This window comes from Sulfurovum sp. MH2-6 (assembly GCF_058374785.1).
Genome location: NZ_CM178170.1, coordinates 290,009 through 312,159 on the forward strand (window position 1 = coordinate 290,009; position 22,151 = coordinate 312,159).

Sequence of the window (22,151 nt, forward strand, 5' to 3'; positions counted from 1 at the left end):
TGTATCTTTGAAGCGTTTCATCGATGAGATATCCATACTTTATAAAAATGTTTTTATAGGAAATCATAATAATTTTTATATTTTTTAAAGGATTAAAACTATAAAATATCAACAGGCCGGTTATTGAATCGGTACTATTTTTTATCAGGAGTTAATCATGGCAAACATGAGACGTGGTTTCACAATGATCGAATTGATCTTTGTAATTGTAATTATTGGTATTTTGGCGGCAGTAGCTATCCCTAAATTGGCGGCTACAAGAGATGATGCATCAGCAGCGACATGTGTACATGAAGTAGGTCAGTTCCTCTCTGAGGTTTCTGCAACATATACAAAGTTGGGTTATTCAGATTTTATAACTAAAAATGCAAGTGATATGACAAACATCTATACTGCAGGATCAATCAATGCTGGAGAAAACGGGATTGTAGATGGAACTGTAGATGGTGACGGTGTTGGATATGAATGTGATGGTACACTTATCGTAACATTCGCAGGTACTTCAGCAGGTAACGATTATAACTTGACAGTGACTGCTGAGGGAACAGCTGATGGTAATCCTCCTGCAGCAAATCAGGCTATTACTGACATAACAAAGAATATGTTGAATGGGGAGACATCAAAAACTTTCTCTCTCTAAGAGGTATCTACTTTCTTAACTATACCCACCTTTTGAAAAAGGTGGGGTAGTTTTTTCACATTTCCACATTTTATAATTTACTTTTCATATATTTTTCACATTTCCACATTTTATAATTTACTTTATCAAATATTTTTTTCATTTTATCTTGCAGTATAGAGATGATAAGAAAATAATAATTTATTATAGATTGATTGTTAAGATAGGTATCCGTATAATGAAGGTACAAGTAAAGTATATGTTTATTAATATAAAGAATGCTATGATAAAAAAGAGGGGAGTCAAAGGAGAGTTGTCATGCAGATTATGCATAAAAAGGCATTTACGTTGGTGGAGCTCATTTTTATAATAGTTGTATTGGGGATTTTGTCCATCGTTGCGATCCCCCGATACCTCACACAGAGAGATGATGCGACCGCGGCTGTATGTACACAGGAAGTACAGCAACTGATCTCAGAGATCAGTCAAAAGTATTTGACGGTGAATTACCATACATTTGACGTAATGCCGATTGATGAGATCACGAATATTCGTACGGGTGCAGTATCGGGTAATGGCATCTCAAGTGTGAGTGGGACTCTTGTGAAAAATGGTATTGTATATATATGCGATGGAGAAAATCTTGTAGAGTTAAAAGGCGGGGTTGTTGGTACGGAGTATAATCTGACAGTGAGAGACCTGGATCCTTCTAATGCACCGGCAGCCGTGACAGCTGCAGAAATTATAAGAAATTTAAACGGTATTGAGACAGCCGGCGGGACAAATAGCTATAAACTTTAAAAGAGCTATTGAAGTATGATATAATAACTTTAAAAGAATGGAATGGATGATGAACAGTTTATCAAGAAGTAGAAAAGCATTTTCAATGATAGAGCTTATATTTGTGATCGTTGTGATCGGGATCCTGGCAGCGATCGCGATACCGAAACTTGCAGTGACAAGAAGTGATGCGGAGATAGCAAAGGCGAAAAATACCGTGGCTGCAGTCAGAAACAGTGTGGCAACGAAACGGCAAAAGCAGATCATGAGCGGAGATATAGGGACAGGGATTAAAAAGTTAAGTTCTGATATAGGATACGATAAACCTATCTTTGATGCGTTTAATGATGATACATCAGACCCGGTATTGATGTATTCGTTGACTTCATGTAAAAACAGTGATGCGCGAGGTTGCTGGTACACTGCGGATAAGATAAACTATACCTATAAGATGCCGGTAAGCGGAAGTGTAGACTTTAATGTGACCAATAACAGTAGGTTTGACTGTAAGAAACCTAGTTTAGATAACTGTAAACTACTCACACAATAAGTTGTATTTCTATCAGGTTTCTCTTTTAGGGTCAAGTGCTCCAAGCTTGACCTATCATTATCTCCGGCAAATTACTATAGGTTCCATTGTCAGTGTACCTTTACAGACAAGAGTGAAAGAGGCTGTGATCGTAAAAGAGGTCGACAGACCCTCTTTTGAAACGGCAGCGATAGAAGCCGTTTCCGAAAAATTTTACCCCCCTGCACAAATCGATATCGCAAAATTCATCTCAGAGTACTACTTCTCCACTTTTGGGGAGGCGATATCTCTTTTTGTTCCGTACCGTCGTCATTCCGGGCTTGACCCGGAATCCACGGTTCAGGATGGCGAAGTTGTCGTGCCTCAGTTAACAGAGGTGCAGCAGTCAGCCTACGATAAACTCCTTCATAAAGAGCGGGCACTCCTCTTTGGCGTGACGGGAGCAGGAAAGACGGAGATCTTTATCTCCCTGATGGCCAAGATGCTTGAAGAGGGGAAAAGCACGATCTTTTTGATGCCGGAGATCTCCCTCACCCCCCAGATGGAGAAGCGTCTGAAAAAGTATTTCGGAGAGCGTGTCGCTATGTGGCACTCCAAGCTGACCAAAAAGAAAAAAGAGTCTATCCTGGATGGGATCTACAGCGGAGAGATACGTATCGTAGCGGGGGCACGCTCTGCCCTTTTTGTACCTTTAAAGAACCTGGGGTTGATCATCGTGGATGAAGAGCATGATGACAGCTACAAGGCGATGACAAGGCCGCGCTATCATGCCAGGGATGTGGCTGTACTTATGGGACAGAAACTTGGGGCCAAAGTACTGCTGGCCTCTGCAACACCGAGTATGACCTCCTATACGAAATATGATATGGTCAAGCTGGATCAACCTTTTATTCAGACAAGCAAACGTTATAGCTTTATCTCAGGGGATACGATCAGTACACCGATCTTGAAAGCACTCAGCCAAAACTACCGGAGGGGTGAACAGTCTCTGCTTTTTTTGCCGACACGCGGAAACTTCAAATACCTCTACTGTGAAAACTGCGGGAAGACCCACCTCTGTCCCTACTGTTCTGTAGGTATGGCACTGCACCGCAACCATAAGCACATGAAGTGCCACTACTGTAACTATACTGAAGCGATCAGGGAGAGCTGCAGTTACTGCGGACATGCACCCTTGCGAAGCGAGCGTATGGGTACACAGGAAGCCATAGAGGTGATCGAAGAGGAGATAGAGGGAATCAGGGTAGAGAAGTTTGATAAAGACAGTATCACTACAGCAAACAAGCTCAAACAGGCATTGCAGCGCTTTGAGAAAAAAGAGAGTGACCTGCTTTTGGGAACACAGATGCTCTCCAAGGGGCATGACTATGCCGATATCACACTCTCTGTGATCATGGGGCTTGATCATATCCTGGGACTGGCTGACTATCGTGCCAGGGAACGGGCGATGAGCCTTTTCTTCCAGATCGCCGGTCGAAGCGGACGTGCCAAGGCGGCAGAGGTGATCGTACAGACAGGGGATCCGGATTTTTTCAAAAGCTGTCTGGGGGACTATGAGTCCTTTATCAAAGAGGAGCTCTCCTTCCTGGAGATGATGGAGTATCCCCCTTTTGCCTCGCTCGCGCGGATACTGATCGCACACAAGGATGAGAACAAAGCAGCGAAGATCACACTGGATACCGTTGCCAGACTCAAATCCTTTGAAGCGGTCGAGATCGTAGGACAGGGGAAAGCACCTGTCGAGAAGATCGCCAATAAATACAGGTTTAATATCCTGCTTAGAGCGAAGAGCAGGGTACCGCTTCTTAAGGCCCTCCATGCGGTAGATTGCAGGGAGATTGAGATCGATATGGACCCGGTCGAATTTTCTTAGAAAATTCGAAGTGAAGAATTAAGAGTGAAGAGTGAAGAGTTTTGGTATGCTTTTCTTTTGAAAAGCTTTTTTAAATTAGGAAATAAATGAGTATATTGGAAGAGAAAAGCTATGCTTTTTCGATTCGTATTGTAAAGTGTACACAGTATTTACAAGATGAAAAAAAAGAGTTTGTACTAAGTAAACAGCTTATTCGCTCGGGTACTGCTGTTGGGGCATTGATCGCAGAGGCGAAATATGCACAATCGAAATCGGATTTTATCAGTAAGCTTTCAATAGCGGCTAAAGAAGCAAATGAGACCAAGTATTGGCTGCGTCTTTTAAAAGATTGTAACTATCTTCAAGAAAAAAGTGCTATAAGTCTATTGGATGATATAAAGAGTCTTATCCGGATTTTGGCATCAAGTATAAAAACTGCAAAAGAGAATAACTATGAAAAATAAAATACAAACGAAGTTTGTTTTCCAGCACTCTTCACTCTTCACTCTTCACTCTTCATTTTTGAAGGAGACTCTATGAAAGAGAGATTTCCTACAAAGAAGATCTATGTCGGTGATGTAGCCATAGGGGGAGATGCCCCTATCTCGGTACAGTCGATGACCTATAGTGATACGCATAATGTGGAAGCAACCGTAGAACAGATCAACAGGCTTCACTTTGCAGGTGCAGATATAGTACGTGTAGCGGTACCTAAGATGGAGGATGCCCTGGCGCTTGAGGAGATCAAGAAGCGTATCTCCCTGCCGTTGATCGCTGATATCCACTTTGACTACAGACTGGCACTTGAAGCAGCCAAATGGGTGGATTGTATCCGTTTCAACCCCGGAAATATCGGTGAGAAAAACCGTATCAAAGAGATCGTAAAAGCGTGTCAGGAGAGAAGCCTTCCGATCCGTGTGGGGGTCAATGCTGGAAGTCTGGAAAAAGAGTTTGAAGACCGGTACGGAGTGACAGCCGAAGGGATGGTGGCGAGTGCGGAGTATAATATCAAGTTTCTTGAAGATCTCGGCTTTTCGGATATCAAGGTGTCGCTCAAAGCCAGCGATGTAGACCGTACTGTAGAGGCCTACCGGATGCTGCGTCCCAAGAACAACTATCCGTTTCATCTTGGCGTAACGGAAGCCGGTACGATATTCCATGCTACGGTCAAGTCTGCTATCGGACTGGGGGCCTTGCTGCTTGACGGGATAGGAGATACGATGCGTGTCTCTATCACCGGTGAGCTTGAAGAGGAGATCAAGGTTGGGAAAGCGATCCTCAAAGACAGCGGAAGGGTACAGGAGGGACTCAACATTATCTCCTGCCCGACATGCGGACGTATAGAGGCGGATCTTGTCTCGGCAGTGGCTGAGGTAGAGAAGCGTACGGCACATATCAAAACCCCGATGGATGTCTCTGTGATGGGGTGCGTGGTCAATGCTATCGGAGAAGCGAAGCATGCGGATGTAGCAATCGCCTACGGAAAAGGTTCTGGACTCATTATGGTAAAAGGTGAGGTGGTGGCACGCCTTCCTGAGAATGAACTGGTCGATAGATTCGTAGAGGAGGTTGAGGCGTTTGCCTCAAACGCTTCGAAGTGAAGAATTAAGAACTAAGAGTGAAGAGTTTTGGTATGCTTTTCAAAAGAAAAGCTTTTTTTAAATCAGGAAATAAATGAGTATATTGGAAGAGAAAAGCTATGCTTTTTCGATTCGTATCGTGAAGTGTACACAGTATTTGCAAGATGATAAGAAGGAGTTTGTTCTAAGTAAACAGCTCATTCGTTCGGGTACAGCTGTGGGTGCATTGATCGCAGAGGCGAAATATGCACAATCGAAATCGGATTTTATCAATAAGCTTTCAATAGCCGCCAAAGAAGGAAATGAGACCAAATATTGGCTGCGTCTTTTAAAAGATTGTAACTACCTTCAAGAAAAAAGTGCTATAAGTCTATTGGATGATATAGAGGGGCTCATCCGGATTTTGGCATCAAGTATAAAAACTGCAAAAGAGAATAACTATGAAAAATAAAATACAAACGAAGTTTGTTTTCCAGCACTCTTCACTCTTCACTCTTCACTTTTCACTTTTTCCATCAAAAGGATTTTGATGGAAAACATGTACAACTTGAACATTGAGCGTGCCGTTCTCTCGGCAATCATCTTCGATCCTGAGATCTATGAAGAGATAGCCTCCAAGCTCAAGTCGCATGACTTTTACCTTCCTTTCCATCAACACGTTTTTGCCGCGATGGAAGAGCTCTCGCATGAAGAGAAGCCGATCGATGAAGAGTTTCTGAAGAACAAACTGAAGAGCAAAGGGAAGTTCGATGAAGTAGCGATGCTTGATCTGCTTTCCGTCAACCCGATATCAAACACTGCAGCCTATCTGGCTGAGATCAAGGCAAAGTCCAGCAAGCGTGCACTGGCAACGCTTGCTACGGAGATCAGAAAGACCACGATAGAGGATGATCTCCCTGCCTCTGAAGTGATGAACCTTGTAGAGAAAAAGCTCTATGAGATCACACAGGACAGCAGTAACGAGGATTTCCGTGAATCCAATGAGATCACACTGGCAATGCTCGAAGAGATCAACCGCCTTAAAGCGATGGGAAACTCCAAGCTGATCGGTACAGATACCGGGTTTCAAAACCTCAATGACAAAACTTCAGGCTTCGGAAAAGGGGACCTTGTCATCGTAGCGGCACGTCCTGCGATGGGTAAATGTCTGGGAAAAGGCACAAAAGTGCTTATGTATGATGGTTCATTGAAAAATGTAGAAGATGTTGTGGTTGGGGATAAGCTGATGGGAGATGATTCTACGCCTCGTAATGTCCTTTCCCTGGCACGTGGACGGGAAGAGATGTATTGGGTCAGGCAGAACAAAGGGGTAGATTATCGCGTCAATAAATCTCATATACTCTCTTTGAAACGTTCACGTAATGACGGCAGACATAAACATGGAGATGTGCTGAATATCAAAGTTGCAGACTATATTGAAAAGAGTGACAAGTTCAAAACAAACTACAAAGGCTATAAAGTCGGAGTAGAGTTTAATGAAAAACCTTTGGAGATCGAACCCTATTTCTTAGGTTTATGGCTGGGGGATGGCAGAAGCTCTGATGTGCGTATTGCTACCGAAGATGATGAGGTGGTAGAGTATCTGCAGGAGTATGCTTTTAGATTGGATAAAAAACTTCATCGCTATGAGGTAGATGGTAAATGTACCATGTTTGGTATTACGAATATACAAAAAGAGGGTGCTTTGCGTGATCTAAGCCATTCACTGCAAGGAAAGCTCAGAAAACTGGGCGTGATAGGTAATAAACATATCCCCCATGACTATCTTACGGGTAGTAAAGGACAAAGAGCGGCATTGCTTGCAGGCTTGATAGATAGTGACGGCTATTATGATGATAGGTATCATGTGATGGAGATCGTTCAAAAAAATCAAGCCCTTGCCCAGCAGATAAAGTTTTTGGCAGATTCGCTTGGGTTTAGGGTCTCTTTGGTAAAGAAAAAAGCGACTATCAAATCAACAGACTATGAGAGTGACGTTTTTCGGGTGCGTATCGTAGGGAATTTAGAAACGATACCTACACGGATAGAGCGAAAAAAAGCAAGGGCGTTGGCATCAAACAGAGACCATCGTCATACAGGGATCAAAGTAGAATTTGACAAAGTGGATGACTATTATGGTTTTGTCTTGGATGGCAACCATCTTTTTTTGTTAGAAGATATGACAGTGACGCACAACACGGCATTCGTACTCAATATGGCGCTCAAAGCGATCGAGCGTGACGAGGGGGTGGCATTTTTCTCGCTCGAGATGCCTGCCGAGCAGTTGATGCTGAGAATGCTCTCGGCGAAGACCTCTATCCCGCTGCAGTCGCTAAGAGTAGGTGACCTGACTGATGAACAGTGGTCACAGCTCTCGGCAGCTACCGATGATATCTCCAAAAAGAAGCTTTTTGTGGATGACGGGGGGCATGCAACGATCCATCAGGTAAGAAGCAAGCTTCGTAAGCTCAAGTCCAGACACCCTGAGATCTCGATCGCGATCATCGACTACCTGCAGCTGATGAGCGGTGATGGAAAGGAAGGAAGACAGCAGGAGGTCTCTGAGATCTCAAGAGGCCTAAAGCAGCTTGCCAGAGAACTTCAGATACCGATCGTAGCGCTTTCTCAGCTCAACCGTGGACTGGAAGCGAGGGAGAATAAGCGGCCGATGCTTTCAGACCTCCGTGAGTCCGGAGCGATAGAACAGGATGCGGATATCATTCTCTTTGTCTACCGTGACGATGTCTACCGGGAAGCCAAAGAGAAAGAGAAAGAGATGAAGGCCAAGGCGGAAGGCAAGGAGTACAGTTCGGACTTCAGGAAAAAGTCTGAAGAGGAGGCTGAGATCATTATCGGTAAACAGAGGAACGGTCCTACCGGTACGGTAGATCTGGTCTTCCAGAAACGTTTTACGCGATTTGTGGATGCGTCCCACTCTCCGGCCTTTGAAGTGGTCTATGAGGAGGGGGATATCCCGGCAAATGAAGGGAATATCGAACTGCCGCCGATCTAATCAATCTATCGTAAAGCATTCCAAGGGGGAAGAGAATGCAACTGCAAAAACCACCGCTTTTTACAGATAGAAAGAGCGTGACCTGGGTGCTCCTGGGATTCTTGTCTGTCGTTATCCTGCGACTTGCTTTTAGTTACCAGGAGTATCGATCTTTTATAGCAAAACCCTTTTATTATACCTATGCAGATGTCATCAGTGAGAAGGTGAAAAAGCGTCATGGAAAAAGCTACAGGGTTTTGAAGCTTCATACAGATGAGGGATTAGATTTTATTACGACCTCCTATACGCAGAACTCTTTTGCAAAAAAACGGTTGAGACTACAGATCTTTCCTGATGAGAAGATCAGTTTTAGAGGCTACCTGGGTACCTTTTTTGTCAAATCCCGTATCAAAGAGGTATTCCCTCTGCAAGAAACGTTGAAAGAGAGGTTACTGCAGAAAGTAGCAGTGCAGCATCAGTCTGAAACGCTTGCCTCATTTTATCATGCGATCTTTTTTGCTACCCCTTTGCATACTGATCTTAGAGAACAGATCGCTAAATTGGGTGTGAGCCATCTTATCGCTCTAAGCGGTTTTCATCTGGGAATTCTCTGGGGGATCATATATGGACTCACAGCAATGATATACAGGGTATTTCAGCAAAGGTATTTCCCCTACAGGTTTATACTGATTGATGTGGGAGCGGCAACCCTGTTGGTTTTGGCATGGTATCTTTGGTTTGTAGGGTTCCCTCCCTCTCTGGTGCGATCTTATATGATGCTTTTAATGGGATGGACAGTATTGGTACTAGGGATGGAGCTGGTCAGTTTTTCATTTCTCTTCACTGTGGTAGGTGTGGTATTGGCACTCTCTCCGTCTCTGGTGGTCTCGTTGGGCTTTTGGTTCTCTGTTTCAGGCGTCTTTTCAATATTCCTGTTGTTACAATATACACAAAATATCGATAAGTATATTCTTACATTTTTGATCATACCTGTGGGGGTTTTTGTTCTCATGCTGCCAATCGTACATAGTACATTTGCAGTGACCTCCTCTTATCAGCTGCTCTCTCCCCTGTTATCATTGATTTTTATCCCTTTTTACCCCATAGTAATGGTACTGCATCTGTTGGGATACGGAGGGATACTTGATGGACTGTTGTTAGGATTGTTTCAACTCCCTGCTGATGCGGAAATGCATCTTTTACCGATAGGGATGCTGTTTGCCTATCTCTTTCTGGCACTACTAGCTATCAGGTATAAGACGGCCTTCATGTTATTGGTAGTGTCAGCACTCTCTTATGGTGGGTATCTTTTTATTTTTTAGATATGTTCGATCTCTACCTCTTTGTTGAGCAGATCACAGAATTTGAGTCCATGAAGAAAGATCGCCCAGGAGATATAGATCCACAAAAAGAAGAAGAGAAGGGTGGAGATCGAACCGTAGATACTCAGATAGGTTTTATTGTGCAGAACATAGTAGACAAATGCATTTTTTGAGAGGTACCATATAAGTGAGGTGATAAAAGAACTGATGGCAGCAGAGGAGAGCGTGACCCTGGTGTTGGCAGAAAATTGGAACAGGAGGTAGAAGACCATCCATACGATCAGAAAAGGGAGAAAGTAGATGATGTGAATACTGTCGGTAATGCTGTACCTGTCCAGGTAGAACTGCATCGTAGCCGAGAGGTAGAATGAGGCACCCATCATTAAAGGTATTATGATCAGAAGCAGGCTGTAGGTTCTCAACGCGCTGAACAGACCACGGTTATCTACTCCGAAGATATCATTGACGATATAGTCATAGTTCTTAAAGAAAAGTATAGCCGCTACGGTGACATAGAGTACGCCGACATATCCAAGCTTGTAGGAGTTCTCCATAAAGGTGTTGATATAGTTCATCACCTCTTGTGAGTTTGTGGGCAGGAGGTTGCGAAAGATCAGTTCTTTCATCTGTGCATGGACGGTATCAAAGATCGGCATGGTGGTAAAGAACCACAGCATGATAACCAGCAGAGGAATGATGGAAAAGAGTGTACTCCAGCTGAGGCTGGAAGCGTAGTGGCCGATCTTGTCATCAAAAAGGTCTGTAAAGAAGTCCCGCAGGAAGATATAGTAGTGTTGCAAAAGGGATCTCATGGGAGATCCCTTTTAATGAATAGTGAATAGTGAGGAGGTAGCAAGTAGCAGGTAGCAAGTAGCAGTGAAGAGAGGAGTGTCGGCAGGCACCCTGAAAGAAGTGCCCTTGGGGTGCATTGTAAAATAATGCTTTTATTGGTCATGAAGTGATTCATTTTTTACTCCTCAATCAATACCTGTTCATGTTGACTTAACACTTCTCACCCTTCGACAAGCTCAGGGCGAACGATAAAACTAAAAACTCGCAACTCATCACTTTTCACCCCAAGGGCACTTGTCACTTCGTTCGGGCGCATTCTTCACTCTTCATTTTAAAAAGGCAAACGCCTTTTTAATTCGGCAGTGCCATTTTCCCCGGGTTGAGGATATTGTTCGGATCAAATGCATTTTTGAGATCTTTAAAGAGCTGTATCTCCTCTTCATTGAAGGCGATATTCATAAACGGTGCTTTGGCTGTACCGATACCGTGTTCACCACTGAGGGTACCGCCCATCTCTACGACCAACTCGAAGATCTCCTGGATACAGTGATGCCCCTCTTCAAGCTGTTTGGGATCATTTCCGTCCTCTACCATGACGTTGACATGGATATTTCCGTCTCCTGCATGACCGAAACAGGGGACCTTGAAGCCGTATTTATGACCGATCTCATAGATACGTTTCAAGGCTTCGGGCAGCATACTTCTCGGCACAGAGATATCTTCATTCAGTTTTTTGTTGCCGTAGATAGTGATCACAGGGGAAGCATTACGTCTGGCAACCCAAAGTTCGTCTCTCTCCTCGGCAGTATGTGCCACGATGAAATCCTGCGCACCGTTCTCTTTAAAGGATTTTTCAAGGGTAGCCAGCTGAAACGCTACCTCTTCAGGTACGTTCCCGTCGACATCACCGATAAGCAGCCCGCCTGCATCTTCAGGCAATTCAATACCGAGTTTCTCTTTGAGTGCCTGTACGACCAGGTCATCCATAAACTCCATTGCTACGGGGTTTGCACCTGCAGCCAGTGACTTGAATACGGCGTTCATTGCATCTTCGACAGAAGGGAAGATACCCATATAGGCTTTGGTGTATTTCGGTTTAGGAATCAGCTTGAGTGTGATCTCTGTGATGACAGCCAACGTTCCTTCACTGGCGATCAAGATACCCGCGATGTTGTACCCTGCCACGTCTTTGATCGTACGCTTCCCTGCCCGAATGACATCTCCATTCGGACGTACCGCACGTAGTGCCATCACATAGTCTTTTGTGATCCCGTATTTGGCTGCACGCATACCGCCGGCATTTTCACTTACATTTCCACCGAGTGTCGAGTAGGCTTCGCTGGCAGGATCAGGCGGATAGAAGAGTCCCACCTCTTCAGCCGCTTTTTGAAGATCCATGTTGACCACACCCGGCTGTACAACGGCAACCATATTTTCCATATCGATCTCTAGGATCTTGTTCATATGTTTTTCCATAGCCAAGGTGATCCCGCCGTTTGTCGGAAGTGCCCCACCGGTAAATCCTGAACCCGCACCGCGCGGAGTGATCACGATCCCGTGTTCATTACAGTAAGCCAGGATATCGCTGACATCCTCTTCATTGCGGGGGAATACCACTGCATCAGGTTCAAAACGCGTACGTGTGGCATCGTACGAATACGCGATAAGGTGTGCTTTGTCAGAGTAGACATTCTCTTTGCCTAGCATCTGTTCAAAAGTTTTGATATGTTTTGCGTCCAGCATAAAACTCCTTTTTAAGTCTATCAAACGATTTAATAGTCATATAGTGTACCGCTGAGCGGCTATCTCTTTACTTCTAGAGCTGATCCATCATTTTATAGTAGTCTTTTTTGTTATCGTCACTGTTAAACCAACCGGATTCTATCTTGTCAAGGCGTGAAAAGAAAGGGAATTGCCCTTTTTTAGGTAAATTGTCTAACTTTTTTTGGTTGATGATCTTTTGGGATACAGGATCGAGCAGTACTGCTGTACCGTTACGTACGATAACTACAAGTCCGACCTGGTAGGCTTTTGCAAATTCTGCAAGATTCTTTTTACTTGGTATCGTCTCTCCTTCCGTTGAGAGGAAAAGGGCATAAAGATCCGGATGTATCCAGTTCTTATGATACTCTTTTGTGATCTTTGTATAGGTCTCTGCATCAGGTGCCAAGAGCAGTACATTTTGGTACATGTATCCGCCTATCACCTTATCTCCTCTTTTTACCGGTGTTTTAATCGTCGGCAGTTGTTCATGATCAATGACACTATGAGAGAGTGATTTTGCAGAACCGTTTTGGTTTGTCTGAATGACATAGCTTGTAATAGCCTGGGCATTTTTCCCATAACTGTGTATGACGACACCGCTCATTCCATTGAGTGGGAAAGCTTTGCTCAACTTGAGCTCTTTCTGATCAACCTTCTCTACTGTGGTATGAAGGGTAGAAGGGAAAAAACTGGCAAAAAGCGGTATAGAAAACAGAGTAACAAGAGCGAACTTACGCATAGCGATCCTTTTGTGGATAATATTAGTTTGATTATACAGATAAATGAGTAAAAGTTCCATAATCAATGCGTAGTGACCTTAACTAATTTCAGTTATAATAATGCCGAATAAATGGAGGCTTAGAAAGTATGAGAAGAAATAGAATGAACCACATTGAGGCGCCAAATGTCACTCTTTAAAAGTATTGTAATGATACTTTTTGCAGTGACCTCTTTGTTTGGAGCAAAAGTGACGCAGCAGAGTTGGGAAAGAGGGCAGACTTTTTCAAACTACTTGGAAGAACATAATATTTCAAATAACCTTTTGAACCAAATCTCGAAGGAAGACCAAAAATTCCTCACAGAGATACAGAGTAATGCTGAGTATTACGAGTTGATCGATGCAGACAATACGCTGATACAGGCTCTGATACCTATCAACCAAGAGATGCAGATCCATCTTTACAAAAACGGCAAGAGCGATGAATATGGGTTTGATATCATCCCGATAGTCTATGAAGAGAGTGAATATTTTGCAAAAGTTGAGATCAATTCTAATCCTTACACCGATACGCTTAAAACGATCAATCAACCAAAAGTAGCCAAAAGAGTAGGGCAGGTGCTCAAAAATACGATCGATACAAGATCTTTGGCAAAAGGCGATCAGCTAGCGTTTAACTATAAGCAGCGTACCAGACTGGGGGAAGTGTATGATATGCCGGATATAGAGGTAGTAAAGCTTACCACAAGGGGTAAAACGAAATTTATCTATGCGGATGAAGACGGAGACGGGCATCTTGAAGGAGCGAACCGTACCAGTTTTACCAAAGAGGGAGATTTTATACACCTGGTGCCTTTCAGGGATCGATCCAAAAGACTCGGTATGCCGCTCAGGCATATACGTATTACCTCTAGGTTTACCTACCGAAGATGGCATCCGATCCTGAAGCGCTATCGTCCGCACCACGGAACAGATTTTGGGGCAAGACGCGGGACCCCGCTGTTGGCAGTCTATGACGGGAAGGTAACGTATGCCGGATGGATGGGAGGATACGGTAAAGTGGTGAAGATCAGACACCCGAGAGGTTATGAATCACTCTACGCACACCAGAGTCGTATCCATGTACGCAGAGGACAACAGGTCAAAAAGGGGCAGATCATCGGCTATGTAGGGAATACCGGTAGAAGTACGGGACCGCATTTGCATTTTGGACTTAAGAAGAGCGGAAGATGGGTAGATCCTATGAAGCATCTCAAGCGGGCCTCTTTAAACAAGAAGAAGTTTAATAAGATCGTGATCAAAGATGCCAAACTACGTAAGGAGAAGCTGGTCAACCTGATCGATACAAACAGCAGTTCTTATATCTGGAGTGCACCCGACAGACAAAATATGAGGATCGGTGGATAACGATGGAAAATGAGATCAAGTCTTTCCGGCTAAACCCCCTTGAAGATCCAAAGTTCATCACTACCTCTTTAGCTACCTATCAGCAAAACGGTATGGCAAAAAGTTGGGAGATTGTAGAGGCACATGACAGTGTCGCGATACTGATCTACCATAAAACAAAGGATGCCTTTGTCTTGGTGAAGCAGTTCAGACCGGCAGTCTATCTCAATAATAACGAAGGACTCACGATCGAACTCTGTGCAGGCATCGTAGATAAAAATCTCTCATTGATGCATATCGCAGCCGAGGAGATAGAAGAGGAGTGCGGTTACCGGGTATCTGTAGACCGGTTGGAAAAGATCACCTCTTTTTATACTTCAGTAGGGTTTGCAGGGAGTAAACAGATGCTCTACTATACAGAAGTTGATGAGAGTATGAAGGTCTCTGAAGGGGGAGGCGTGGATGATGAACAGATCGAAGTTCTCTATCTGCCGACAGCAGAGGCGAAGTCATTTATATTTGATGAAGCAGTCGCAAAAACTCCCGGGCTTATGTTTGCATTTATGTGGTGGTTTGAAAATAAAAAGTAGGGAGCAGGGAGTAGGTAGTAAGGAGTAAGTTTGGTAAGCATTTTTTTAAAATGCTTTTATTTTAAGGTTTTGTTCAAGTAGTCTATGAAAAATTGCTACCTGCTACCTGCTACCTGCTACCTGCTACCTGCTACCTGCTACCTGCTACCTGCTACCTGCTACCTGCTACCTGCTACCTGCTACCTGTGCCTACACGGCTTCACTTCGCTACGACCGTTCCGGTTCCAAAGCTACAAACGTGAAGCAGTTCACGTTTGCTTTACGCTCCTCATCTGCTACCTGCTTAGTTGTCCTGGACGGCCTGTGTATAGGCAGCATAAAAATGGCTGCCGTCTGTGAAGCTGTTGACCGTCAGTTTGGAAAAGGCTTCAAGGTATTTCCAGAAGTTCTCTTTGAGCTCTTGGGGGATATCCGTTTCACGCAGTACTGTCTCCATGCATCCAAGCCACTCATAGCGGCTTTTTTCATAGATGGAAAACTCATCATGCAGGCGAATCATATATTCGTTGAGGTCTTTCCCCTCTGATTCTATATGCACGTTCGGTCCGCCACAGAGCTGGATAAAAAAGCGTGCATTTCTCTCTTTGACCTTTTCAAACTCCTCTTCATCCTGAGGAAAGAAGTTGGCGATAGAACTCTCATAGATCTCATCATAAAAACGGTACATCAGGTCTTTCATACCTTCATATCCCAATGCTTCGTAAAATGCCGGATCAGGCATTTTAAAGTGTACAGGTGCACCTTTCTCAACAGGGGTTACATCATACATCTTATCTCTCCGAGTGTAAAATTTGGGATATTGTATCAAATTATCATAAAGGGCACCTCCCAAAACCCAGATAATTACTCGTCGCAGTAACGTCTGAGCAGGCAGTGGTAAGATTCGATACGTCTGTCACGCAGGAACGGCCATATATCCCGTACTTCTTTGGTACGGGTATGGTCGATATCCGCGTAGAGTATCTCTTCATCTTCGCTTCCTGCCTGTGCCAGTATCTCTCCCTGAGCTCCGGCGATAAAAGAGTGGCCCCAGAAACGTATGCCGTCCATCACGCCGGAACTGTCAGCTTCAAACCCTACACGGTTGCACGAAAGAACCGGAATACCGTTGGCAATAGCATGAGAACGCTGGATCGTGATCCAGCTCTCTACCTGCCGTGCCTTCTCCTCGCTACTGTCCGCATCGAACCATCCGATAGCTGTCGGATAGATAAGCACTTCAGCACCGCGAAGCGTCATGGCTCTTGCAGCTTCCGGGTACCACTGGTCCCAGCAGATGAGCACTCCCAGCCTGCCTACGGATGTATCGATGGGTTCAAACCCGAGGTCTCCGGGTGTAAAGTAGAACTTTTCATAAAAGCCCGGGTCATCAGGGATATGCATCTTGCGGTATTTCCCCGCAACAGTACCATCTTTTTCAAAGACCACGGCCGTGTTGTGATAGAGACCTGCGGTACGCTTTTCAAACAGTGAGGTGACAAGTACGACACGATTCCTTTTTGCAATCTCAGACCAGAAAGCGATATCCTGTTCAAAGTGGGCAGCATAGTCAAAAAATTTGGTATCTTCACTTTGGCAGAAATACTCATTCTGGTGAAGTTCCTGCAGCACTATCAGTTCTGCTCCATTTTTTGCAGCCTCTTCTATCTTCGAGGCAGTAGCGTTGATGGTTTCGGTTTTATTGCCATAAAATTTCTGTTGGATAAGTGCTGTTTTCATGGTAGAAATTTTAGCATAATTTTATTTTTTATTAAACCGTATTTTTATATAGTTATAGCAAGGAAATGTTAAAAGCCAAACATATCGTGAGATATGGACGGAAAGCCAATGGGTCTTAAGGATTAAGATAGCCAGGTTGCACATTCTTAGCTGCATGTAACTTTTGCTTTTCCTCATTATTTTTTATCTTCAAAGGAAAAGTATATGAAGAGTACCGCTATTGCTGCACTGTTGTCAGCTACACTATTTATCTTTACGGGATGTGGTTCGAGTAAGGTTGCACATACCAGTATCGTGAAGAGTGAAAAGAGTTATCTTTCGCAGACGAACAGTATGAAGAAAAAACGAGCGCACGCTTCCCCCTCTTTTATCACCAAATCAGAGCAAAAAGAGTTCCTCGCCCGGATCAATAAAGTCCGTTCAGAGAGAAGGTCTTGCGGTAGGTATGGTCGCATGGGACCGGTACAACCGCTGGTCTGGAGTGACAGGCTCTATGAGGCTGCGTATGAACACAGCTATGATATGGCCAAGAGCAGCCACTTCAGCCATGATGGATCAGGTACCAGAAACGATAGGGCAGCTGTTGATATGAGGCTAGGACGCGGGAGTAATTTGAGAGAGCGTATGCATTACTCTGACTATAGATGGCGTGCCATCGGTGAAAATATTGCTGCAGGGCAAAAAACGACACAAGCAGCAATGGATGCATGGCTTCGCAGTGATGAACACTGTAAAAATCTTATGAGTGAGCACTTTACAGAGGTAGGTATGGCTTACTATCCTTCAACGGATCAGTACCAGACCTACTGGGCTCAGAACTTCGGGCGCAGTCTGTAGCCTTAGTAGGCCACCTGCATCGTAGAACAGTGAAGGCTGCCTCCCTGTTCTATCAATTTGAGACAATTGATCGGAATGATCTCTTTGTCCGGAAACTCTGCTGCAAATACCTCATGGGCAATTTTATCCTGCGGTGTACCGTATGTCGGGTAGATGAGTGCCTCGTTTGTGATCAGAAAGTTTGCATAGGTAGCCGGTAAACGACGCCCCTCTTCATCATAAATCGCGTCAGACATCGGAAGCGCTACCAGGTTGTAAGGTTTTCCGTCAACCATTGTAAATCTCTGCAGTTGTTCTTCCATCTTTTTGAGTGCATCATAGTGTTCATCACTCTGATCCTCACACTTGACATACATGATCGTATCACGCTTGACAAAACGTGCAAGTGTATCGATGTGAGAGTCGGTATCATCTCCCGAGAGATACCCATGGTCAAGCCACAAGACTCTTGAAGCACCGAGGGTCTCCTGAAGTTTTGCTTCCACCTCTTCTTTACTTAACCCGCCGTTTCTGTTTGGGTTGCAGAGGCATTCAGAGGTAGTAAGGATCGTCCCCTCTCCATCACTCTCGAGTGAACCGCCCTCAAGAACAAAGGCGATCGTCTCAAGCGGTGTAGTGCCCATATAACCCATCTTGTGAAGTACTTTGTTGACACTGTTGTCAAGCGATGCTTCAAACTTTCCTCCCCATCCGTCAAAAGTGAAGTCGAGCAGTTTGAGCTCATCCTCTTCTCTGATGGAGAGATATCCGTAGTCGCGTATCCAGGTATCATTTGTCGGTATCTCGATAAATGTCATGTTGCGTGTCGAGCAGAACATATCGGATATCTCCTGCTTGTCTTGACAGATAATGTATACAGGCTGTGCGTAGGCAATGGCCTGTGCGATACGGATAAACGGGCTGAGCGCCTCGTTTAAACTCTTTTCATTTTCTGGATCATACCAGTCTGTTCCTTTATGGGGGAACGACAGGAGTACAAGCTTTTGTCTTTCCCACTCTGCAACCATATGTTTCATCAGTCTAGATCGCACCTTTCATTTTGTTTTCCGTTGTTGGCATCTTTGATCGTTTTTTTTAACTCTTTGACAAGCGCAAAAAGGACCACTGCGGTTAAGATAAAACCGATAATTTTGAGAATTGTCATCCAATCCATTTTTTACCTTTATTTAGGGGTGATTTTTGTCTATTTGGGGTATAATTCCTTCATGGCATATATAACGATCAGTAGACAAAATTTTTATCATAATCTTAACCAAATCACGCTAAAAACCGGCTCTAAAGAGAAAATAGCCATTGTACTGAAAGACAATGCCTATGGACACGGTCTCAAATTGATAGCTACACTGGCCAGTGAGTACGGTATCAAACATGCTGTGGTTCGTGATTACACGGAAGCTAAAGAGGTCAAAGAGTTCTTTGAGAGTGTCGTCGTACTCGCCGGAGAGAGCAGGGTGGATGAGGTCTGCAGTTTTGCGATCAACAGTATCGAACAGTTATCCGGTATAGAGAAAGGATGCCGTATAGAGCTTAAAGTCGATACCGGTATGCACCGTAATGGTGTTGCTCTCAGCGAACTGGATGAAGCGCTGGACATAATCACGGAAAAGGGTTTGAACCTGGTGGGTGTGATGACCCATTTCAAGTCTGCAGATGAACTCGGATCAGACTACTTTTGGCAGAAGAAGTACTTTGGACTGGTGAAGCAGAGCGTTAAAGCACGCGGTTTTGAGAGTGTACGGTTTCACTCGCATAACTCTGCAGCGATCCTGCGTACAAGAAGTTTTGATGATGATATGGTACGTGTGGGTATCGCCGCCTACGGATATGATGAACTTCCTGAGGGGTTTGACAGGACAGATCTCAAGCCGGTGCTGAGACTTTATGCAAAAAAAGTTGCCACAAGAGTGCTCAAAGCAGGCCAGAGAGTAGGGTACGGCGGCAGCTATACCGCTCCAAGAGACATGGTGGTTTCCACCTATAATATCGGCTATGGTGACGGATGGCTGAGAGCCAGTGACAAGGCAGCTTACCGGACGAGTGAAGGCTTGGAAGTACTTGGCCGGGTATCCATGGACCTGATAAGTTTTGAGAGTGAAAAAGAGTCACTATGCATTATGGATGATGCACAAAAAGCAGCACAACACTTTGGGACGATCTCTTATGAGATCACGACGGCACTCTCCTCTGATATACCAAGGGAACTGATAGAGTAATCTGTCTCTCCGAACCGCTTATTGGTGGATGACTCTAATGAGATCATTATTTTCATCCACAATTTGAAAGATATGTTTGTCTCCCGCTTCCTGATGATAGGTGACTTCACTGTTTTGCGCATCATCCAGCACCACTTTGATTGTTGCCTTCCGGTCTTCTGTCTTCACATCAAAAGAGATGATCTCTACTGCTGAAACGACTACCCCATCTTCTAATTTTTTCAAAATCATCTTTTCTCCTTTTCACTCAACATTTACTTATGGTACTTAAAATAACTTTGTAAATTCATTAAGTTGATGATGTGTTTCCCGCTGTTTGGCACGTTTACGCTAAGGAGACTTTTCATCTTTTTGTGAGTATAATGTATTCATCATATTTAGTTAGTTTAATCTTTCTTTTAGAGGGTTAAACATTGTTTGGAAGGGAAGTGCATGGCAAAAAAACATATTTTATTTATCAATGGTATCCCTGATGATGGTGCACTTAAAATTGATCAAATTCACAAAAACGGAAACATTAAATGGAGTGGAAGCGGTAGTGCCAATTTAATCAATTTTTTAAAAAACGATTATTTCAGCAGGTCGAGCATCATTATGGATACGAGAAAAGATCAAAAAATTCCTCGACAGATGATTCATGGGGTCTTTAACCAGATATCTGATCCTGATACCCATAAGATCTCACTGCAGAAAACGGAGGATTTCTATCAAGCGGTTTCCAAGCATCTCCCCTTTTTTAACCCTCCCTCCCTGGTGATGCAGACAACCCGGGACAATATCTATAGAATGCTCCAGGGGATAGATAAACTCCGTGTCCCCAAGACAGTAAAGATACAGCCAAGGTCACCTTCGGATATCTATGAGGTGATCAAAAATGAGAAGTTTGAATATCCTGTTATCTTCAGGCAGGCAGGTGACCATGGAGGTATCAGTACGATAAGAGTCGATAATGACAGAGAAGTATTTTCTCCGTTTGCCCTGGATGGAAGGGATTATTACCTCACACAGTTTGTAGATTATACGGATCAAGAGGGAATTTATGGAAAATACCGTCTGGTTGTTGTTGATGGTGAGGTTTATATCAGACATGCAATTTTCAGCAGAGAATGGATGGTGCATGCAGGAAGTCAGTTAGATAAGGAAGAGAGTCAAAAGTATAAAAAAGCTATTGCCAATCGTTTTACAAAAGAGATAAAACCCAGGATCCAACCCATTATTACAGAAATATATCATCGTTTAAAGCTTGATTATTTTGGTATTGACTGCAATATCGATGAGAATATGAATCTGCTGATTTTTGAAATCAATGCCAATATGAATGTTTTTACCAAAAGCAAAAAGACGCTTTTTTCAAAGCATATAGAAATGATACGTTCAGCTTTGGTTGAGATGTTAAGAGATAAAGGAAAATAGCTATGGTGCAAATCGGTATTGAACATGAATTTGTCTTTAAGGATAAGAATGGGACCTATCTGGATTTTGAAACAGCGAAGTTTCCGGTGTTTCAACAGATCGTAGATGCATTCCCTTATTTCGAAAATGATGATAAGTTTTTTGATTGTAAGTCATTGGAGAGAAAACCGAAACGATGTTATGTAGAAGGGTTTGAACGGTATGATAGAGAGGGAAAACTTCTTGAGACTACTCCCAAAGGCCTGGAAATCAGAACATTGCCTCATAGAGATATTGATGCGCTGGTGAGTGAATTCACGACTTCTTACCGCGTACTTATGAAGATAGCAAAAGGCTTTGGTTTTTCTCCGTTGCTCACCAGTTTACACCCTTTTAAAAACAGTGTTATATTTGATCACCCCTTAAATCAGACAGAAGTTGATCTACGTACACCGGAAGAGTTGAAGATAGCGGTCAATGCATTATTGTGGCACGGGCTTCATGTGAATGTGTCGATAAAAGGCTATACAGAAGAGCAGATGATGGATCTGATTTATAAGCTTAACTACTACACGCCTTTTATCATCCCTTTTAGTTTTTCATCTCCTTTCTATGAGGGAAAGCTATTTGATGGATTATCCTATCGAACCTATAAAAAAGCAAATAAGGCAAGAAAGGCAGCACAATTACAAAATAGAAAAGGGAACTACGTGATTGAATTCAGGGGTTACGATGCCTGTGGAGATGCCAGGCTCTTAAAGGCGCTTATCATGCTGATAAAAGGGTTGCTTTTGGATGAAACACTTGATCATAGAGCAGAAAAACAGGATCCTGAAATGCTCAAGCTTTCAGCGATGAAAGGATTTGAAGATGCGCGGATCAAGGAGCAGGGGTTAAAAGTACTGAAAGCCGTCAAAAATACTATAGCAGACAGTCAAACTGTTGAGCAATTGGAGGAGATGCTGCATAAGAATCTCTCTTATGCGGCAACAATGAAGCAGAGCTTTTTGGCAACAGGCGATATTCTTGAAAGTATTTCAAATAGATATGAGTACAATCGAGAACCGATCGGGCAATAGAAGGGAAA

Annotated in this window: 23 protein-coding genes and 1 riboswitch; of the genes, 15 read left to right on the forward strand and 8 right to left on the reverse strand. The window is 43.7% G+C overall.

Annotation, left to right across the window (positions count from 1 at the left end; genetic code table 11):
• Positions 1-157: 157 nt before the first annotated feature.
• The 9 genes from AC4JOV_RS01435 to AC4JOV_RS01475 all read left to right on the forward strand — a co-directional run bounded on the left by AC4JOV_RS01435 (position 158) and on the right by AC4JOV_RS01475 (position 9,653).
• Positions 158-640 (forward strand): prepilin-type N-terminal cleavage/methylation domain-containing protein, encoded by a 483-nt coding sequence (locus AC4JOV_RS01435; protein WP_404820149.1) that lies wholly within the window; start codon positions 158-160, stop codon positions 638-640.
• Between the two features lie 297 nt (positions 641-937).
• Positions 938-1,420: a type II secretion system protein gene (locus AC4JOV_RS01440; protein WP_229936900.1), complete on the forward strand. Its 483-nt coding sequence runs from the start codon at positions 938-940 to the stop codon at positions 1,418-1,420.
• Between the two features lie 46 nt (positions 1,421-1,466).
• Positions 1,467-1,949: a type II secretion system protein gene (locus AC4JOV_RS01445; RefSeq protein WP_229936899.1), complete on the forward strand. Its 483-nt coding sequence runs from the start codon at positions 1,467-1,469 to the stop codon at positions 1,947-1,949.
• A 1-nt stretch (position 1,950) separates the two neighbouring features.
• Positions 1,951-3,801: a primosomal protein N' gene (locus AC4JOV_RS01450; protein WP_256444094.1), complete on the forward strand. Its 1,851-nt coding sequence runs from the start codon at positions 1,951-1,953 to the stop codon at positions 3,799-3,801.
• Between the two features lie 86 nt (positions 3,802-3,887).
• A complete protein-coding gene (locus AC4JOV_RS01455; protein ID WP_229936897.1) occupies positions 3,888-4,244 on the forward strand; it encodes a four helix bundle protein in 357 nt (118 codons plus the stop codon).
• Between the two features lie 72 nt (positions 4,245-4,316).
• Positions 4,317-5,381: a flavodoxin-dependent (E)-4-hydroxy-3-methylbut-2-enyl-diphosphate synthase gene (ispG, locus tag AC4JOV_RS01460; RefSeq protein ID WP_229936896.1), complete on the forward strand. Its 1,065-nt coding sequence runs from the start codon at positions 4,317-4,319 to the stop codon at positions 5,379-5,381.
• Positions 5,382-5,454: 73 nt separating this feature from the next.
• Entirely contained in the window at positions 5,455-5,811 is a 357-nt protein-coding gene (locus AC4JOV_RS01465) for a four helix bundle protein (RefSeq protein WP_229936895.1), read from the forward strand.
• Between the two features lie 87 nt (positions 5,812-5,898).
• Positions 5,899-8,352 carry a replicative DNA helicase gene (dnaB, locus tag AC4JOV_RS01470; RefSeq protein ID WP_229938385.1) on the forward strand — a complete coding sequence of 818 codons (2,454 nt, stop codon included), beginning with the start codon at positions 5,899-5,901 and terminating at the stop codon, positions 8,350-8,352.
• Positions 8,353-8,387: 35 nt separating this feature from the next.
• On the forward strand, positions 8,388-9,653 hold the full coding sequence (locus AC4JOV_RS01475; RefSeq protein ID WP_229936894.1) for a ComEC/Rec2 family competence protein: 1,266 nt from the start codon (positions 8,388-8,390) through the stop codon (positions 9,651-9,653).
• On the opposite strand, the gene AC4JOV_RS01480 is transcribed toward AC4JOV_RS01475, so the two are convergent.
• The 3 genes from AC4JOV_RS01480 to AC4JOV_RS01490 form a co-directional block, all read right to left on the reverse strand.
• Complete coding sequence (locus tag AC4JOV_RS01480; RefSeq protein ID WP_229936893.1) at positions 9,650-10,465, reverse strand: YihY family inner membrane protein; 816 nt, start codon at positions 10,463-10,465, stop codon at positions 9,650-9,652. The two genes, AC4JOV_RS01475 and AC4JOV_RS01480, sit on opposite strands and share 4 nt — an antisense overlap.
• Before the next feature lie 331 nt (positions 10,466-10,796).
• A complete protein-coding gene (locus tag AC4JOV_RS01485; protein WP_229936892.1) occupies positions 10,797-12,188 on the reverse strand; it encodes an FAD-binding oxidoreductase in 1,392 nt (463 codons plus the stop codon).
• Between the two features lie 73 nt (positions 12,189-12,261).
• Complete coding sequence (locus AC4JOV_RS01490; RefSeq protein ID WP_229936891.1) at positions 12,262-12,948, reverse strand: plasminogen-binding N-terminal domain-containing protein; 687 nt, start codon at positions 12,946-12,948, stop codon at positions 12,262-12,264.
• 165 nt (positions 12,949-13,113) lie between these two features.
• Here AC4JOV_RS01490 and AC4JOV_RS01495 point away from each other — a divergent pair, with 165 nt between their 5' ends.
• Positions 13,114-14,334 (forward strand): peptidoglycan DD-metalloendopeptidase family protein, encoded by a 1,221-nt coding sequence (locus AC4JOV_RS01495; protein ID WP_229936890.1) that lies wholly within the window; start codon positions 13,114-13,116, stop codon positions 14,332-14,334.
• Between the two features lie 2 nt (positions 14,335-14,336).
• A complete protein-coding gene (locus AC4JOV_RS01500) occupies positions 14,337-14,903 on the forward strand; it encodes an NUDIX hydrolase (RefSeq protein WP_229936889.1) in 567 nt (188 codons plus the stop codon).
• Between the two features lie 283 nt (positions 14,904-15,186).
• Here AC4JOV_RS01500 and AC4JOV_RS01505 read toward each other — a convergent pair whose 3' ends face one another.
• Complete coding sequence (locus AC4JOV_RS01505) at positions 15,187-15,672, reverse strand: globin domain-containing protein (RefSeq protein ID WP_229936888.1); 486 nt, start codon at positions 15,670-15,672, stop codon at positions 15,187-15,189.
• A 74-nt stretch (positions 15,673-15,746) separates the two neighbouring features.
• Positions 15,747-16,622 carry a carbon-nitrogen hydrolase gene (locus tag AC4JOV_RS01510; RefSeq protein WP_229936887.1) on the reverse strand — a complete coding sequence of 292 codons (876 nt, stop codon included), beginning with the start codon at positions 16,620-16,622 and terminating at the stop codon, positions 15,747-15,749.
• A 64-nt stretch (positions 16,623-16,686) separates the two neighbouring features.
• A riboswitch (cyclic di-GMP riboswitch) is annotated at positions 16,687-16,766 on the forward strand.
• A 60-nt stretch (positions 16,767-16,826) separates the two neighbouring features.
• On the opposite strand from AC4JOV_RS01510, the gene AC4JOV_RS01515 reads away from it, so the two are divergent.
• Positions 16,827-17,459, forward strand: a complete 633-nt coding sequence (locus AC4JOV_RS01515; RefSeq protein WP_229936886.1) for a CAP domain-containing protein — start codon at positions 16,827-16,829, stop codon at positions 17,457-17,459.
• 2 nt (positions 17,460-17,461) lie between these two features.
• On the opposite strand, the gene AC4JOV_RS01520 is transcribed toward AC4JOV_RS01515, so the two are convergent.
• Both AC4JOV_RS01520 and AC4JOV_RS01525 read right to left on the reverse strand, forming a co-directional pair.
• The gene (locus AC4JOV_RS01520) at positions 17,462-18,475 is read right to left on the reverse strand and encodes an agmatine deiminase family protein (RefSeq protein WP_229936885.1); all 1,014 of its coding nucleotides are present in this window, start codon (positions 18,473-18,475) and stop codon (positions 17,462-17,464) included.
• Positions 18,475-18,612 (reverse strand): hypothetical protein, encoded by a 138-nt coding sequence (locus tag AC4JOV_RS01525; protein WP_229936884.1) that lies wholly within the window; start codon positions 18,610-18,612, stop codon positions 18,475-18,477. The genes AC4JOV_RS01520 and AC4JOV_RS01525 overlap by 1 nt, the downstream gene beginning before the upstream one ends.
• Positions 18,613-18,664: 52 nt before the next feature.
• Here AC4JOV_RS01525 and AC4JOV_RS01530 point away from each other — a divergent pair, with 52 nt between their 5' ends.
• Positions 18,665-19,672 carry an alanine racemase gene (locus tag AC4JOV_RS01530; protein WP_229936883.1) on the forward strand — a complete coding sequence of 336 codons (1,008 nt, stop codon included), beginning with the start codon at positions 18,665-18,667 and terminating at the stop codon, positions 19,670-19,672.
• Between the two features lie 18 nt (positions 19,673-19,690).
• On the opposite strand, the gene AC4JOV_RS01535 is transcribed toward AC4JOV_RS01530, so the two are convergent.
• Positions 19,691-19,903, reverse strand: a complete 213-nt coding sequence (locus AC4JOV_RS01535; protein ID WP_491522169.1) for a hypothetical protein — start codon at positions 19,901-19,903, stop codon at positions 19,691-19,693.
• Positions 19,904-20,104: 201 nt separating this feature from the next.
• Here AC4JOV_RS01535 and AC4JOV_RS01540 point away from each other — a divergent pair, with 201 nt between their 5' ends.
• Complete coding sequence (locus AC4JOV_RS01540; protein ID WP_229936881.1) at positions 20,105-21,085, forward strand: ATP-grasp domain-containing protein; 981 nt, start codon at positions 20,105-20,107, stop codon at positions 21,083-21,085.
• A gap of 2 nt (positions 21,086-21,087) precedes the next feature.
• Entirely contained in the window at positions 21,088-22,143 is a 1,056-nt protein-coding gene (locus AC4JOV_RS01545; RefSeq protein ID WP_229936880.1) for a glutamate-cysteine ligase family protein, read from the forward strand.
• The last annotated feature ends 8 nt before the right edge of the window (positions 22,144-22,151 follow it).